The sequence below is a fragment of the Haloferax sp. Atlit-109R genome (assembly GCF_003665865.1).
Taxonomy (GTDB): domain Archaea; phylum Halobacteriota; class Halobacteria; order Halobacteriales; family Haloferacaceae; genus Haloferax; species Haloferax volcanii.
Genome location: NZ_QPLO01000001.1, coordinates 1,004,523 through 1,017,528 on the forward strand (window position 1 = coordinate 1,004,523; position 13,006 = coordinate 1,017,528).

General features: G+C 69.4%; 15 protein-coding genes. 9 read left to right on the forward strand and 6 right to left on the reverse strand.

From position 1 onward, the window contains the following. Window positions 1–7: 7 nt before the first annotated feature. Window positions 8–376: a cupin domain-containing protein gene (locus DVK03_RS05255; RefSeq protein ID WP_004043907.1), complete on the reverse strand. Its 369-nt coding sequence runs from the start codon at window positions 374–376 to the stop codon at window positions 8–10. A 141-nt stretch (window positions 377–517) separates the two neighbouring features. Here DVK03_RS05255 and DVK03_RS05260 point away from each other — a divergent pair, with 141 nt between their 5' ends. Both DVK03_RS05260 and DVK03_RS05265 read left to right on the forward strand, forming a co-directional pair. Then, window positions 518–991, forward strand: a complete 474-nt coding sequence (locus DVK03_RS05260) for a DUF5793 family protein (RefSeq protein ID WP_004043906.1) — start codon at window positions 518–520, stop codon at window positions 989–991. A gap of 129 nt (window positions 992–1,120) precedes the next feature. Then, window positions 1,121–1,747: a uracil-DNA glycosylase family protein gene (locus DVK03_RS05265; RefSeq protein WP_004064030.1), complete on the forward strand. Its 627-nt coding sequence runs from the start codon at window positions 1,121–1,123 to the stop codon at window positions 1,745–1,747. A gap of 403 nt (window positions 1,748–2,150) precedes the next feature. Here the strand turns inward: DVK03_RS05265 and DVK03_RS05270 are convergent, their stop codons facing one another. Continuing rightward, window positions 2,151–2,825 (reverse strand): MBL fold metallo-hydrolase, encoded by a 675-nt coding sequence (locus DVK03_RS05270; protein WP_115802391.1) that lies wholly within the window; start codon window positions 2,823–2,825, stop codon window positions 2,151–2,153. A gap of 102 nt (window positions 2,826–2,927) precedes the next feature. After that, a complete protein-coding gene (locus tag DVK03_RS05275) occupies window positions 2,928–4,064 on the reverse strand; it encodes a J domain-containing protein (RefSeq protein ID WP_115802721.1) in 1,137 nt (378 codons plus the stop codon). Between the two features lie 166 nt (window positions 4,065–4,230). On the opposite strand from DVK03_RS05275, the gene DVK03_RS05280 reads away from it, so the two are divergent. Both DVK03_RS05280 and DVK03_RS05285 read left to right on the forward strand, forming a co-directional pair. Then, window positions 4,231–5,229: an MBL fold metallo-hydrolase gene (locus DVK03_RS05280; protein ID WP_115802392.1), complete on the forward strand. Its 999-nt coding sequence runs from the start codon at window positions 4,231–4,233 to the stop codon at window positions 5,227–5,229. Between the two features lie 26 nt (window positions 5,230–5,255). After that, window positions 5,256–5,546: a DNA-directed RNA polymerase subunit L gene (locus tag DVK03_RS05285; protein ID WP_004043899.1), complete on the forward strand. Its 291-nt coding sequence runs from the start codon at window positions 5,256–5,258 to the stop codon at window positions 5,544–5,546. A 63-nt stretch (window positions 5,547–5,609) separates the two neighbouring features. Here DVK03_RS05285 and DVK03_RS05290 read toward each other — a convergent pair whose 3' ends face one another. Together DVK03_RS05290 and hisF are read right to left on the reverse strand one after the other, a co-directional pair. Continuing rightward, a complete protein-coding gene (locus tag DVK03_RS05290) occupies window positions 5,610–6,170 on the reverse strand; it encodes a DUF1684 domain-containing protein (protein ID WP_115802393.1) in 561 nt (186 codons plus the stop codon). Window positions 6,171–6,309: 139 nt separating this feature from the next. Then, a complete protein-coding gene (gene hisF / locus DVK03_RS05295; RefSeq protein ID WP_004064021.1) occupies window positions 6,310–7,122 on the reverse strand; it encodes an imidazole glycerol phosphate synthase subunit HisF in 813 nt (270 codons plus the stop codon). Between the two features lie 175 nt (window positions 7,123–7,297). Between hisF and DVK03_RS19995 the strand changes: the two genes are divergently transcribed. The 3 genes from DVK03_RS19995 (at window position 7,298) to DVK03_RS05300 (ending at window position 8,818) form a co-directional block, all read left to right on the forward strand. Beyond that, on the forward strand, window positions 7,298–7,453 hold the full coding sequence (locus tag DVK03_RS19995; RefSeq protein WP_004064019.1) for a hypothetical protein: 156 nt from the start codon (window positions 7,298–7,300) through the stop codon (window positions 7,451–7,453). 109 nt (window positions 7,454–7,562) lie between these two features. Further along, entirely contained in the window at window positions 7,563–7,730 is a 168-nt protein-coding gene (locus tag DVK03_RS20000) for a hypothetical protein (RefSeq protein ID WP_004064017.1), read from the forward strand. Window positions 7,731–7,846: 116 nt separating this feature from the next. Beyond that, on the forward strand, window positions 7,847–8,818 hold the full coding sequence (locus tag DVK03_RS05300) for an NADPH:quinone oxidoreductase family protein (RefSeq protein WP_115802394.1): 972 nt from the start codon (window positions 7,847–7,849) through the stop codon (window positions 8,816–8,818). Window positions 8,819–8,864: 46 nt separating this feature from the next. Here the strand turns inward: DVK03_RS05300 and purL are convergent, their stop codons facing one another. Beyond that, entirely contained in the window at window positions 8,865–10,979 is a 2,115-nt protein-coding gene (gene purL / locus DVK03_RS05305) for a phosphoribosylformylglycinamidine synthase subunit PurL (protein WP_115802395.1), read from the reverse strand. Between the two features lie 242 nt (window positions 10,980–11,221). Between purL and DVK03_RS05310 the strand changes: the two genes are divergently transcribed. Both DVK03_RS05310 and DVK03_RS05315 read left to right on the forward strand, forming a co-directional pair. After that, window positions 11,222–11,905: a PHP domain-containing protein gene (locus DVK03_RS05310; protein ID WP_004043892.1), complete on the forward strand. Its 684-nt coding sequence runs from the start codon at window positions 11,222–11,224 to the stop codon at window positions 11,903–11,905. Continuing rightward, window positions 11,905–12,996, forward strand: a complete 1,092-nt coding sequence (locus DVK03_RS05315) for an asparagine synthase C-terminal domain-containing protein (protein WP_115802396.1) — start codon at window positions 11,905–11,907, stop codon at window positions 12,994–12,996. The genes DVK03_RS05310 and DVK03_RS05315 overlap by 1 nt, the downstream gene beginning before the upstream one ends. Window positions 12,997–13,006: the final 10 nt, after the last annotated feature.

Below are 13,006 nucleotides of genomic sequence, written 5' to 3' on the forward strand. Positions count from 1 at the left end.
TCGACCCTCAGGAGAGCCGTTCGGGGTCGCCGTGCGTCAGGTCGCTCTCGTCGGCGTCGCCGGTGTTGAGCGTCTCGGTCGGCTCGACGAGCAGCGCTTCGGTCGGTTCGAGCGCCACGGGGCGGTGTTCGACGCCGCGGGGGACCACGAGGAGGTCGCCCGGGCCGAGGTCCGCGTCGTCGCGGTCGCGGAACTCGATTCGGAGCCGTCCGTCGCGGACGAGAAACAGTTCGTCGGTGTCGTCGTGGGCGTGCCAGACGAACTCGCCGTCGAGTTTCGCGACTTTCACCGCGTAGTCGTTCAGCTCCGCGGCGATTCGCGGGGCCCACGTCTCGTCGAACGACGCGAAGCTCTCGTCGAGGTTGACGGGTTCCATATGCGGTTCGCTCGCGGCGGCGGCCGATAACCGTTGTGCCGAGCGCGCGTCGAACCGGCGTAATCGGCCGGTTTCGACGCCGGAACCACGCTTCGGGCGGCGTCACGTTAATAGGCGGCGCAGTACAACCAACGGTACGGAATGCGGCGTGACTACTTCGAACTCGATGTCCGCGATGTCGATTGGTACGAGGACGACGGCGACCCCCGCCAACCGACGGTATCTATCGACTTCTACGGCCCGGCCGAGGAGCTTCGGTCGCGGTTCCTCTCGACCAGCGGCGACGTGCTCGCCGCGGAGGAACTGGACGTCTCCTTTCGGCTGCAAGACTCCGTCGACGCCGACGACGCCCGCGGCGTCGTGAGCGTGACGGACCGACTGACCGGCGACTACGTCCTCGAACTCAACGCCCGCGCCGACGACGTGCTCGACTTCATTCGGGCGGCCCGCGAGTACGGACGCGCCGCGGGCGACGACGAGGGGCGCTACCGCGTCGACGTGGCCATCGAGGGCGACCACTTCGAGACCTTCGAGAAATCGACGTTCCTCGTCTACGACGGCGACGGGACGCTCCTGCGGAGCCAGAGCCTCATCCCCTCGGGCGTCGAACTCTGAGCCGGAGCCCGTCGGTCGACGGTCGACAGCGCGGACGACGTTTTCTCTCGATGCGTTCCTCACGCTCGTTCGTGTACGATATCGGGCCGAACCACGTCTTCTTTACCGACCGCTCCCACAGAGAGTACCGTGAGAAACGTAACCGACCGCACGAGAAACCCGTTCGACATGCGACCGTCGTGTGACCGGTACGTCCCCGGCTACGGCGACGCCAACGCCGACTTCCACGTCATCGGCGACCACCCCGGCGTCCACGGGGGCATCGAGACCGGCGTCCCCTTCGCGGGGGGCGCAGGCGAGAAGCTGTTCCCGGCGCTCGAAGACGGCGAGTTGCTGGCCGAGGCCGGCGACGAACCGACCGTGAACAGCACGTTCTTCTCGTATTTGCACATGTGCGTGCCGGACGGCACGCCGTCGGCGGCCGACTACACCGACATGGAGCGCTTTTTCGACGCGGAGCTCCGCGCCATCGCCGCCCACGTCCTCCTGCCGGTCGGCGCGGTGGCGACGAAGCACGTCCTGAACAACTACACGTCGGTCGGCTGGAAGACGGACATCGACATGGAAGCACTCCACGGCGAGGAACTCCGCGGGAGCGGCTTCCTCGTGTTGCCCATCAAGGACCCCGCCGAGTGGGACGACGGCGACCACGACGAACTCGTCGCCGGCCTGCTGGAGCTTCAGTCGACCGACTTCCGCCGCGAATCCGACCTCGGCCGCTTCATGCCCGGAGCGGACCCGTATCTGGTCAGATAGCGTATTTTCGGCCGCGTTCGACTCTCGTCCGCGGATTCGATAGATTCTTCACCATTCTGGCGTCCGTTCGTCCAGTAACAACCATGAAGGTTACTAGGTGTCCAGTTAATACGGCTAAATGAATCACATAAGAGCATATTTATCCAGTCGTTCTGGAGGCCGTGGTTCTAATTGGCGATAACAAAGGACTTTTTACAACTAGTGTCCAACGTGGTGTTGACGCGCGTGGTTCGATTCACTTCCGCCGGGCGCGTCAGGCAGCTGTGAGACTGGTGCTCCTCACAGTGGCTTGGTCAGTCCGGGGACCTGCGCTCGGCCGCGGTCCCCGCTCTTAACTCAGACACGAGCGATAGCTCGACGTCTCGTCACGGAGAATCGCGCTCCGAAAGCGACCGCGCTCCGATTAGAGCTTGTCCGCGAGTCGCTTGAGCGCGCCGTATCCGTACTCAGTGACCGGCTCGCCGTGGCCCACCGCGACCACGTCGACCGGCGGGCAGCGCGCCGCGAACGCGCGGACGCTCCGTCTGTTCTCCGCGGCGTCGGTCGCGATGAATCCCGGCAGCAGCCCGAGGCTCCCGTTCGACTCGCGGACCATGTCGCCGACGAACGCGACGCCGTGGTCCTCGTGGACGAACGCGGTGTGGCCGGGGGTGTGTCCCGGCGTCCGGTACGCGACGAAGCCGCCGAGTTCGTCGCCGTCGCGGACGACCTCCACGGGGTTCGTCGGGCGCTCGACGAACGACGCGAGCGCGCGCTGTGCAGCGCCTTTCAGCGAGGTGAGCGACGGCTTCGACGCGCCGGTCAGGTGCGAGGCGTCCGGCTCGGCGAGGTGAATCGGCACGTCGTCGCGGAGGCTGAGCGAGGCGAGCGACCCGACGTGGTCGAGGTCGAAATGGGTCACGAGCACCCGGTCGATAGCGCCGGGGTCGAGGTCGGAGCGGGCGAGGCCGCGGAGGAGTCGGTCGCGGTCCCACGGCGTCCCGGCGTCGACGAGCACCGTCTCCGAGCCGTCGGAGACGAGGTACGCGTTCACGCCGCGGAGTCGGAACCGCCGGACCGAGTCGGTCGGGATGGCCATACCGGCCCGTCGGGCGCGGGCGACAAAAATCGTGGGCGAGGGCGGCCCGCACGCCGCGACTTCCGAGGCGGCCGCCTGCCGGGACGCCCCGCACCGCGCCAGCTACCGCGAGGCGAAGAGATACCACCCGGCGTCGACGACGAACCCGCCGGCCCCGAGAAGCGGGCAGACGACGAAGCCGAGGAGGTCGACCGCGACGGGGCGGCCGACGCCGACCGCGCCGGCCACCACGAGCGCCAGCGGGACGGCCGCCGCGAGCGCGTAGACCCACGTTGTCCACGCGTGGCCGAACCGGGCGATGACTCCGGCGACCGAAACCGCGAGGAGCGCCGCCGCGACCGGGAGGACGACCACCGTCGGCGTCGCCGCCGCGGTCTGCAAAGCGGCGAGGCTCGGCACCGACAGCGGCGACGACGCGAGAAGCGCCGCGGCGGGCGCGGCGGTGTCGAGCGACGCGAGCGCAGTCACGAACCCCGCGCCGTCGCCCGAGAGGTGCCACGCCAAGCCGCCGAGATACGCCAGCAGCGCGCCGAGCGAGACGCCCCAGCCGTACCAAAGCGGGTTCGTCTCCCCGGACGCTGACGCGGACGCCGACTCGGAGCCGTCGCGTTCGCGTTCGAACCGGCCGGTCGTCCCCGTTCGACTGGACTGCGTGTTTCGGGTGCGGCCGCGCGACGCCCCGCTCGCGGCCGACGACTGCGATGCGCCCGTAGTCCGCGACGACGACCCGGAGGCGCGCGACGAGGAAGCCGACCCCGAGCGGCGCGACCGACCCGACCGCGACGAACTCGCGGTCGAAGACGAAGACGACGCGCGCCCGGACGACGACCGGGACGACGAGGAGGACGACCGACCGGAAGAAGACGAGGAGGACGACGTGGACGAGGACGACCGGCCGGTCGAGGACCCCGACGAACCTGACCGCCCGCCGGCGTCGGCGCTTCCAGAGCCGCCGGCCCCGGCCTGCTCGTCGGCCTTGCCGGGGTATCTGAACTTCGTCAGGCCGTCGAGGCGCTTTTCGACGTACGTCCCGTGGCCCATCCGGTCGTAGTCGGCGCGCTCGGCGTCGTCGGTGAGGACTTCGTAGGCCTTCCGGACGACGGTGAACTGCGCCGTGGCTCGCTCGTCGTCGTTGACGTCGGGGTGGTACTCCCGAGCGCGCTGACGAAAGGCCTGCTTTATCTCCGCCGTCTCGGCGTCGCGTTCGACCCCGAGGAGTTCGTAGAAGTCCACCGGCATTCGACGTGCGATTCGATGCGACGCCGGCTTTTGAATGTACCGGGCGTTCGCCCGGCGAATCGAGCCGGTGACCGACCGCGTGCCGGCGAGCGCGCGACAAACCGCGGGACGCCGCGTCCCCGAGACCATTCGGAATAATCATGCACCTCGGCGGTTAGGTGGCCGCATGGAACGGATACGGCTCGGTAACACCGTCTTCGAGGGCCTCAACAACGCCTATCTCCTCCCCGGCGACCGACCGACGCTGGTCGACGCCGGCGTGGCGACCGACTCGGTCCGCCGCGACCTCCGCGAGGGACTCGACGCGGCCGGGTGCGGGGTTGCGGACCTCGACGCCATCGTCCTCACCCACTGGCACGCCGACCACGCCGGACTGGCGGGCGAACTCCAGGCCGAGAGCGGCGCCCCGGTCTACGTCCACGCCGACGACGCGGGCATCGTCGCGGGCGACCCCGACGCGGTCGCGGCCGAGCGCTCGATTCGCGAGCGCCGCTTCGACGAGTGGCGTATCCCCGACGAACCGCTCGCCGAAGTGACCGCGTTCCTCGACGGCCACGACGACCTCCGGGGCGACCGCGTCGACGTGACGCCCGTCGAGGACGGCGACCGCATCGCCGCCGGCGACGGCGAACTCGAAGTCGTCCACCTCCCCGGCCACGCCGCCGGCCTGAGCGCTTTCGCCTTCGACGGCGAGCCCGGCGCGGGTCGCCAGGCGTTCGTCGGCGACGCGATTCTCCCGAAGTACACCCCGAACGTCGGCGGCGCTGACCTGCGGGTCGACCGCCCCCTCGAAACCTATCTCGACAGCCTCGCGCGCCTCGCGGCCCTCGACTTCGAGCGGGCGTGGCCCGGCCACCGCGACCCCATCTCCGACCCCGCCGGCCGGGCGCGCGTCATCGCGGAGCACCACCGCGAGCGCACCGAGCGCGTCGTCTCCGTCCTCGACGATCACGGCCCGGCCGACGTGTGGACCGTGAGCGCGCGCCTGTTCGGCGACCTCGAAGCCATCCACATCCTCCACGGCCCCGGCGAGGCGTTCGCCCATCTGGACCACCTCGTCGCCGAGGGCGTCGTCGCGCCCCCGGACGACGGCGGGCGGTACGAACTCCTCGACGCGGACCCGGACTTCGACGAACTGGTCGCGGTTCCCGAGACGAAACGTTAAAACGCCGCTGGAGGGAACGGAGAGCCATGGAACTGCGGGTCATCGACAAGACCGACGAGGAACTCCGCATCGAAATCGGCGGCGAGGACCACACCTTCATGAACGTCCTGAAGGGCGAACTCCTCCAGACCGACACCGTCACGGCCGCGACCTACGACGTGAACCCCGAGCAGTCCGGCGGACAGACGGACCCCGTCCTCTCCATCAAGACGGAGTCCGGCGTCGACCCCCTCGACGCGCTCGCGGAGGCCGCCCGCGGCGTCCAGCGCACCGCCGACGACTTCACCGACGCCTACCGCGCCGGTATCGACGCGTAATCTGCGGGTTCTCTCTCGTTTCTTCCGGCCGCGAGCGGCGCGTCTCTCAGTTCTCGGCTTCGGTTACTCGCCGCCGCCGCCCGGCCCCTCGTAGTCCTTCTCGCCGGCCTCGATGCGGACTTCGAGCCAGTTTTCCATCGGAACCAGCGGGCACTCGTAGCGCGGCGAGTAGGCGCAAAACGGGTTGTACGCGTAGTTGAAGTCGACCACCCAGCGCCCGTCGTCGGTCCGGTCCGCGGCTTCGAGGTCGAGGTAGCGACCCGCTCCGTACGTCTCCTCGGCGTTCGTCTCGTCGCGGAACGGAACCCACAGGCGGTCCTCGTCGGCGTCGGCGCGGTAGGCGTCGAGCGCGTACGACTCGCCGTCGACCTCGAACTCGAAGCGCCCCCACGCGAGGTACGCGCGCTCGCCGTCGGTCGAGGTGCCGATGGTGATGCGCTCGGGGTCGTCGTATTCCCGGAGTTCGAGTTCGAACCGGAGGTCGGGGTCGGGGTCGAAGTAGTCGAGGCCGTCGAAAACCTCCCGCTGGTCCGGCGGAATCGGAGAGTTGCGGTCCCCAGCGAGATAGCGATCCTTCTGTTCGCGGTGCGTGCGGAGGGCGTCGAGCCACGCGTCGTCTGTCATCTCGGGTCGAGATACGACGCGGCGGCGGGTTAAGATTGGTTTCGACTGCGCGGGGGACGCACGACCGGCGGACGGGTCGGGACGGGACGCGAAAAGAGAGACGAAAAGAGGCGGAAAAGAACGGCTGTGGAGGCGGGGCTTACAGTCGAACCGGCACGTCGCGCTCGTCGAGGTACTCCTTGACGTCCCGAATCGTGTACTCGTCGAAGTGGAAGATGGAGGCGGCGAGCCCGGCGTCCGCGCCGGCCTCGGTGAACACCTCGTACATGTCCTCGGGGCCGCCGCAGCCGGAGGAGGCGATGACGGGCGTCGAGACGCTGTCGCAGACGGCCTTCGTCAGCGGGATGTCGTAGCCGTCTTTCGTGCCGTCGGCGTCGATGGAGTTGATGAACAGCTCGCCCGCGCCGCGGGACTCGGCCTCGTTGGCCCACTCGACCACGTCGACGCCGGTTCCCTCGCGGCCGCCCTTGACGGTGCACTCGAACCAGCAGGACTCGCCGTCGACCTCGGCGTAGTGCTCGCCCGCCTCGTCGAAGCGCCGGCGGGCGTCCACCGAGATGACGATACACTGGCTGCCGAAGGAGCGCGCGCCCTCCTCGATGAGGTCGGGGTTCTGGAGCGCCGCGGTGTTGATAGAGACCTTGTCCGCGCCGGCGCGGAGCGTCTCTTTGATGTCGTCGCGGGTGCGGATGCCGCCGCCGACCGTCAGCGGGATGAACACCTCGTCCGCGACCTTCGAGACGGTGTCGAGCATCGTCGCCCGCCCCTCGGCGGAGGCGGTGATGTCGAGGAAGACGAACTCGTCCGCGCCCGCCTCGTTGTACCGTTTGGCCATCTCGACCGGGTCGCCGGTGTACTTCAGGTCCTCGAAGTTGACGCCGGTGTAGACCGCGGGGTTCCCGTCCTCGTCGAGGTCGACGTCGATACAGGGGATGATGCGCTTCGTGAGCATTCGCTACCGGATTGTTTGCGAAAGAGCCGTTTCACCGTTTCGACTACGGCAGGTGGTGGCCGAACGCCGACCACTTGGCCGAGTCGTCCGATGACCGCGAGACCCTCTCGGACCGGTGTGGAGTCAGCTTGATGACCCGTCCGCGAAAAGCCCGACACGGGTTCCGACTCGAACGATGACGGATTCAGCCGAACTCCTCAGCCTGCTCGTGGTCGTCGAGTTCGTGGTGATGGCCGCGATAGTGGCGCTGTTGGTCCCGCTCGACGCCGCGATTCCGTTCCTCCCGCTCGCGCTCGTGTTCCTGGTCGTGCTGTATCTATATCGGTCCTGAACCGCCCGGGGTGACGCCCGCCCGCGAGACCGGTCGCAAGCGATGCAGTGGTTGGGCTCGCGGACGACGGTTAGGTGCGTTTTTGTACCGCGAACCCGTCGCCCCGCGTATGAGCGACGACCACGACCACGGACACGACGACCACCACGAAGGCGAACAAGACGGCCGCGTCACCTCCCCGATGCAGGAGTTCTCGATGAGTCAGGTCACGACCGGCGTCCTCGTCTTCGTCGTCGGCCTCGTCGTCACGTTCGGCATCCCGCTGGCGCTCGCGTAAGCGCGCCCAGAACCGTTCGAAACCGCTCGAAAAACGTTCGAAACCGCTCGAAACCGGCAATCCGCACGAACTTCCGCGTTCTCTCCCCTTTTCAAGCCCCCGCGGCTACGGCCGGTGTGAAATCTATCGTCGTCACCGAGTACGGGAGCACCGACAGCCTCGAACTGCGCGAGACCGAGACGCCCGAACCGGCCCCGGGCGAGGTCCGCATCGACGTCGAAGCCGCCGGCATCAACTTCGCGGACATCATGCAGCGGCGCGGGACCTACCGAGACGGCCCGGAACCGCCGTACACGCCGGGGATGGAGGCCGCGGGGACCATCGACGCGGTGGGCGAGGGCATCGACCGCGAGGTCGGTGAACGCGTCGTCGCAATGACCGGCGGCGGGGCGTACGCCGAGTCCGTCACCACGCCGGCCCCGACGCTGTTCGACGTGCCCGAATCGATGTCGTTCGCCGAGGCCGCCGGCTTCCCCGTCCAGTTCCTCACCGCCTACAACTGCCTCCACGAGTGGGGCGACCTCGACGGCGACGAGCGCGTGCTGATTCAGGCGGCCGCCGGCGGCGTCGGCACCGCGGCGGTCCAACTCGCCGCCCACGCCGGCGTCGAGACGTTCGGCACGGCCAGCACCGAGGCGAAACTCGACCTCGCGGCCGACCTCGGTCTCGACCACGGCATCCAGTACACAGAAGAGGACTTCCGCGAGGTCGTCGCCGACGAGACCGACGGCGCGGGCGTCGACCTCGTCCTCGACGGCGTCGGCGGCGAGACGTTCGAGCGCAGTCTGGACGCCCTCTCCGACTTCGGCCGACTCGTCACCTACGGCGCGGCCTCCGGCGACTCTGCCGCGGCGGACCCGACGCGCCTGCTGTTCGAGAACAAGTCCGTCATCGGCTTCCACCTCGGCAGCGCCATGGAGCAGCGCCCCGAATCGATTCTCGGCGCGGTGCCGGAGCTGTCCGAACTGCTCGCCGCGGGCGAACTCGACGTGGTCGTCGGCGAGACGTTCGACCTCGAAGACGCCGCGGCGGCCCACGAACACATCGAAGCCAGAAAGAGCAGCGGGAAAGTCGTCCTCGAACCGTAGCGAGGGCGGTGCGACGCGGACGCGTTTTTGCAGTTCAGGGTTCGGCTCAGTCGAGTTCGCGGGCGAGCACGTCGCGCAGGGCTGCGATGTCGGCCGCGCCGTAGGCGACCTCGTCGCCGTCACTGTCGACCGTGAGCGAGAGCGTCGCGTCGTCGGTCGTCGTCCCGAGTTCGACGACGGGCACGTCGCCCGCGAGGTCGCGCAGTGCGGCCTCGTCGGTCGTCTCGACGACGACACGGCCGGGCGTCTCCTCGAACAGCGAGACGTAGTCGGAGACGGACACGTCCGCGCCGACCTCGTCGGTGACCATCTCGGCCAGCGCGACCGCGAGACCGCCGTGGCTCGCGTCGTGAACCGCGACCGTGGACTCATCGGCCGCGACCGTCCGAATCGTCTCGACCGCGGTCGCGGCGTCGGCGTCCTCGGGGAGCGTCGGGAACGCGTCGGAGCCCCCGAGGTGGTCGAGGACCGCCGAGCCGCCGAGCGCGCCGCCGGAGTGGCCGACGAGGAACAGGTCGCCCTCGCCCGAAAGCGAGAGGCCGGGCGAGGAGCCGTCGGCCTTCCCCACCATCGCCAGCGTCGGCGTCGGCGGAATCGGGCCGGAGACGGAGTCGTTGTACAGCGAGACGTTGCCGCCGACGACCGGGACCGAAAGCGCCCGGCACATGTCGGCGAGGCCGTCGACGATGCCCTTGAAGCCGCCGTACACGTCGGGTTTCTCGGGATTGCCGCCGTTGAGACAGTCGACGGTCGCGAGGGGCGACGCGCCCTTCGCGGCGAGGTTGGTCGCGTTCTCGAAGGCGACGGCGCGCGCGCCGTCGTAGGGCGCGGCGGTCGTCCAGTTGGGGTCCGCGCCGCCGGTGAACGCGAGTTTCGTGTCGGCCTCGGGCACGTCGAGGAGCGCCGCGTCGTCGCCGGGTCGGCGGGCGGTCCGCAGGCCGACCTCGTGGTCGTACTGCCGGTAGACCCAGCGCTTCGACGCCGTGTTGGGGTCGGAGACGACCGCTTCGAACGCGTCTTCGAGGTCGAACGCGGGCAGGTCGCGCGCCGCGGCTTCGGGTTCGACCGAGTCGAGGTCGTTCATTGGCGCGCCCTCGGCGAGGAACTCCGGGGGCACGTCGACGACGGGTTCGCCGTCGAAGGTGCAGACGTAGTTGCCCTCGGCGACCTCGCCGATGACGGCGCTGCCGAGGTCGAAGCGCGCGGCGAGTTCCTGCACGCGCTCGACGTTCTCGGGAGTCACCTCGTAGCACATGCGCTCTTGGGACTCCGAGAGGAGAATCTCGAAGGCGTTCATGTTCGGCTCGCGCTGGTGGACCTTCTCGAGGTCGATTTCCGCGCCGAAGCCCCCCTTGGCGACGAGTTCCGAGGACGCGCCGCCGAGGCCGGCGGCTCCGAGGTCGCGGGCGGACTCGACGAGGTCCTCGTCGATGAGCGCCTCGTTGCACTCGATGAGCAGTTTCTCCGTGTAGGGGTCGCCGACCTGCACCGCGGGCCGGTCTTCGGTTTCCGCGTCCTCAGCGAGGTCCTCGCTGGCGAAGGACGCGCCGCCGAGCCCGTCGCGGCCGGTCGAACTGCCGACGAGGACGAGCTTGTTGCCCGCCTTCTGGGCTTCGGCCGTGACGAGGCGGTCGGCCGACAGGAGGCCGACGCAGGCGACGTTGACGAGCGGGTTGCCCTCGTAGTTCTCGTGGAACGAGGTCGACCCGGTTACCGTGGGGACGCCGATGGCGTTGCCGTAGTCGGCGATGCCCTCGACGACGCCGTCGAGGAGGTACCGCGAGTGCTCGCGGTCGAAGTCGCCGAAGTAGAGGCAGTCGGCCAGCGCGATGGGGTACGCGCCCATCGAGAGGGTGTCGCGGACGATGCCGCCGACGCCCGTGGCCGCGCCGTCGTAGGGGTCGACGTAGGAGGGGTGGTTGTGGCTCTCGATACCGAGCGTGATGTAGGTGTCGTCGTCCAGAGCGACGACCGCCGCGTCGTCACCGGGGCCGATGACGACCTGGTCGCCCTCCGAGTCGAACGCCGACAGAAGCGGGCGAGACGACCGGTAGGCGCAGTGTTCGCTCCAGAGGTTTTCGAAGAGTATCTCCTCGGCCGGCGTCGGGTCTCGACCGAGCTCGGCGACGACGAGATCGCGGTCCGCGTCGGAAAGCGTCATTCACTGGTATGGTCAGAACGCACATTGTAAACCCTTTCTATGTGCACGAACGTGCCCAAAATATGGTCGAAGTCGCCGTCGTCGTCCGCATCCGACTCAGGCGGGCGTGTACGGCGGCGACTCGGACCGTCCCGGACCGGCTCGGGTCGCCCCGAACGCCCGCCGACCACCGTGCGTGAGGTCCACACGCCAATCACACCGGGACCGGGGCGCTTTTTTAGCCTCCATCGTTAGGAGACGGTGTGTTATCGGTCGAGTTGCACTCGCATTCGTCTCTGTCCTACGACGGGCGGGACCCAATCGAGTACCTCCTCGAACAGGCGGTCGCGGTCGGCTTGGACGCCCTCGCCGTGACCGACCACGACGAGATAGACGCCAGCCTCGAAGCCGCGGAGCTCGCGGCCGACTACGGGCTGGTCGGCATCCCGGGGATGGAGGTCACCTGCGCCGCGGGCCACGTCCTCGCCTTGGGCGTCGAGGAGCTGATTCCCGCGGGACTGTCGTACGACGAGACGCTCGACCGCATCCGCGACGCGGGCGGCATCGCCGTCATCCCGCACCCGTTTCAGAAGTCGCGCCACGGCGTCGCCCCGCACATCTCCAGCGCGCAGCTCGCCAGCGCCGACGCCATCGAAATCTACAACTCGCGGCTCCTCACCGGCATCGCAAACCAGCGCGCCGAGCGGTTCGCCAAGCGCCGGAACCTCCCGATGACCGCCGGGAGCGACGCCCACATCGCGGAGATGGTCGGACAGGCCGTCACCGAGGTCGGCACCGACACCCGAAGCGCGGACGCCATCCTCTCGGCCGTCGCCGACGGGCGAACCAGCGTCGTCGGCAACAAGACCCCGTGGCGCATCTCGTTCCGGCAGGCCGCGGGCGGCGCGACCCGACGACTGAAACACGCCCTGACGGACCTGTTTTGATGCGCGGCGCGTCCCCCGACCTCGTCCGGCGCGCCCTCGCCGAGCGCGACCCGCTTCCCGGAACTGCGGGCTTCGCGGGCGAACTCGACGGCCGACTCGTCCGAGACGTGCTCGGTCGCCAGCCGCTCTTCTCCGAGCGCGCCGACCCCGCGAGGTGGTCGTTCGACCACCGCGACCTCGACGACCCGGTCGCCGTCCCCGCGGGCCGCGCCCGCGGGACGACCGGCGAAGCCGCCGGCGACGACGAACGCGTCTGGTCGCTTCCCGACCCGCCGGCCGCCACCGACCGCGACGCCGCGCTCGACCGCGTCCGCGACGCGGTCTTCGAATCGGTCCGGTCGGTGGACGACGACGGCCTCGCCGTGGCCTTCTCCGGCGGCGTCGATTCGGCGGTCGTCGCGGCCGGCGTCCCCGACGCCCCCTGTTACGTCGCCGGTTTCGAGGGCTCTCACGACGTGGCCGCCGCCCGCGAGGCCGCCGCCGCGATGGACCGCGACCTCACCGTGGTCGAACTCACCCACGAGGCGCTCGAACGCGCCGTCCCGGAAATCGTCGCCGCGCTCGGCCGAACGAACCCGATGGACGTGCAAATCGTTCTGCCCCTGTACCTGCTCGCAGAGCGAGTCGCCGCGGACGGTTACGACCGCCTCGCGGTCGGGCAGGGCGCGGACGAACTGTTCGGCGGCTACGCCAAAGTCCAGAAAGCCCCCGACGACCCGCGCGTCGAGGCCGACACCGTCCGCGGGGCCGCCCGCGAAATGATTCTCACGCTCCCCGACCAGCTCGAACGCGACCTGCTCGTGCTCCGCGCCGCCGGGGTCGACCCCGTCGCGCCGCTCCTCCACGACCGGGTTGTCTCGGCTGCGCTCCCGCTCCCCGGAGAGTTACTCGTGGACGGCGACCGGCGGAAGGTCGCGCTCAGGGAGGCCGCGAGCGGCGTGCTCCCCGAGTCGGTCGCGGAAGCGGACAAGAAGGCGGTCCAGTACGGCACCTACGCCTCGCGCGAACTCGACCGGCTCGCGCGGCAGGCGGGGTTCAAGCGGCGGATGGAGAACCACGTCCAGCAGTACGTCGAATCGCTCGTGGAGTAGGTCGAAGTCG

Coding starts and splice junctions, on each gene's coding strand:
- DVK03_RS05255 (WP_004043907.1), bottom strand. CDS start 376: ATGGAACCCGTCAACCTCGACGAGAGCTTCGCGTCGTTCGACGAGACG.
- DVK03_RS05260 (WP_004043906.1), top strand. CDS start 518: ATGCGGCGTGACTACTTCGAACTCGATGTCCGCGATGTCGATTGGTAC.
- DVK03_RS05270 (WP_115802391.1), bottom strand. CDS start 2,825: ATGGCCATCCCGACCGACTCGGTCCGGCGGTTCCGACTCCGCGGCGTG.
- DVK03_RS05275 (WP_115802721.1), bottom strand. CDS start 4,064: ATGCCGGTGGACTTCTACGAACTCCTCGGGGTCGAACGCGACGCCGAG.
- DVK03_RS05280 (WP_115802392.1), top strand. CDS start 4,231: ATGGAACGGATACGGCTCGGTAACACCGTCTTCGAGGGCCTCAACAAC.
- DVK03_RS05285 (WP_004043899.1), top strand. CDS start 5,256: ATGGAACTGCGGGTCATCGACAAGACCGACGAGGAACTCCGCATCGAA.
- DVK03_RS05290 (WP_115802393.1), bottom strand. CDS start 6,170: ATGACAGACGACGCGTGGCTCGACGCCCTCCGCACGCACCGCGAACAG.
- hisF (WP_004064021.1), bottom strand. CDS start 7,122: ATGCTCACGAAGCGCATCATCCCCTGTATCGACGTCGACCTCGACGAG.
- DVK03_RS19995 (WP_004064019.1), top strand. CDS start 7,298: ATGACGGATTCAGCCGAACTCCTCAGCCTGCTCGTGGTCGTCGAGTTC.
- DVK03_RS20000 (WP_004064017.1), top strand. CDS start 7,563: ATGAGCGACGACCACGACCACGGACACGACGACCACCACGAAGGCGAA.
- purL (WP_115802395.1), bottom strand. CDS start 10,979: ATGACGCTTTCCGACGCGGACCGCGATCTCGTCGTCGCCGAGCTCGGT.
- DVK03_RS05315 (WP_115802396.1), top strand. CDS start 11,905: ATGCGCGGCGCGTCCCCCGACCTCGTCCGGCGCGCCCTCGCCGAGCGC.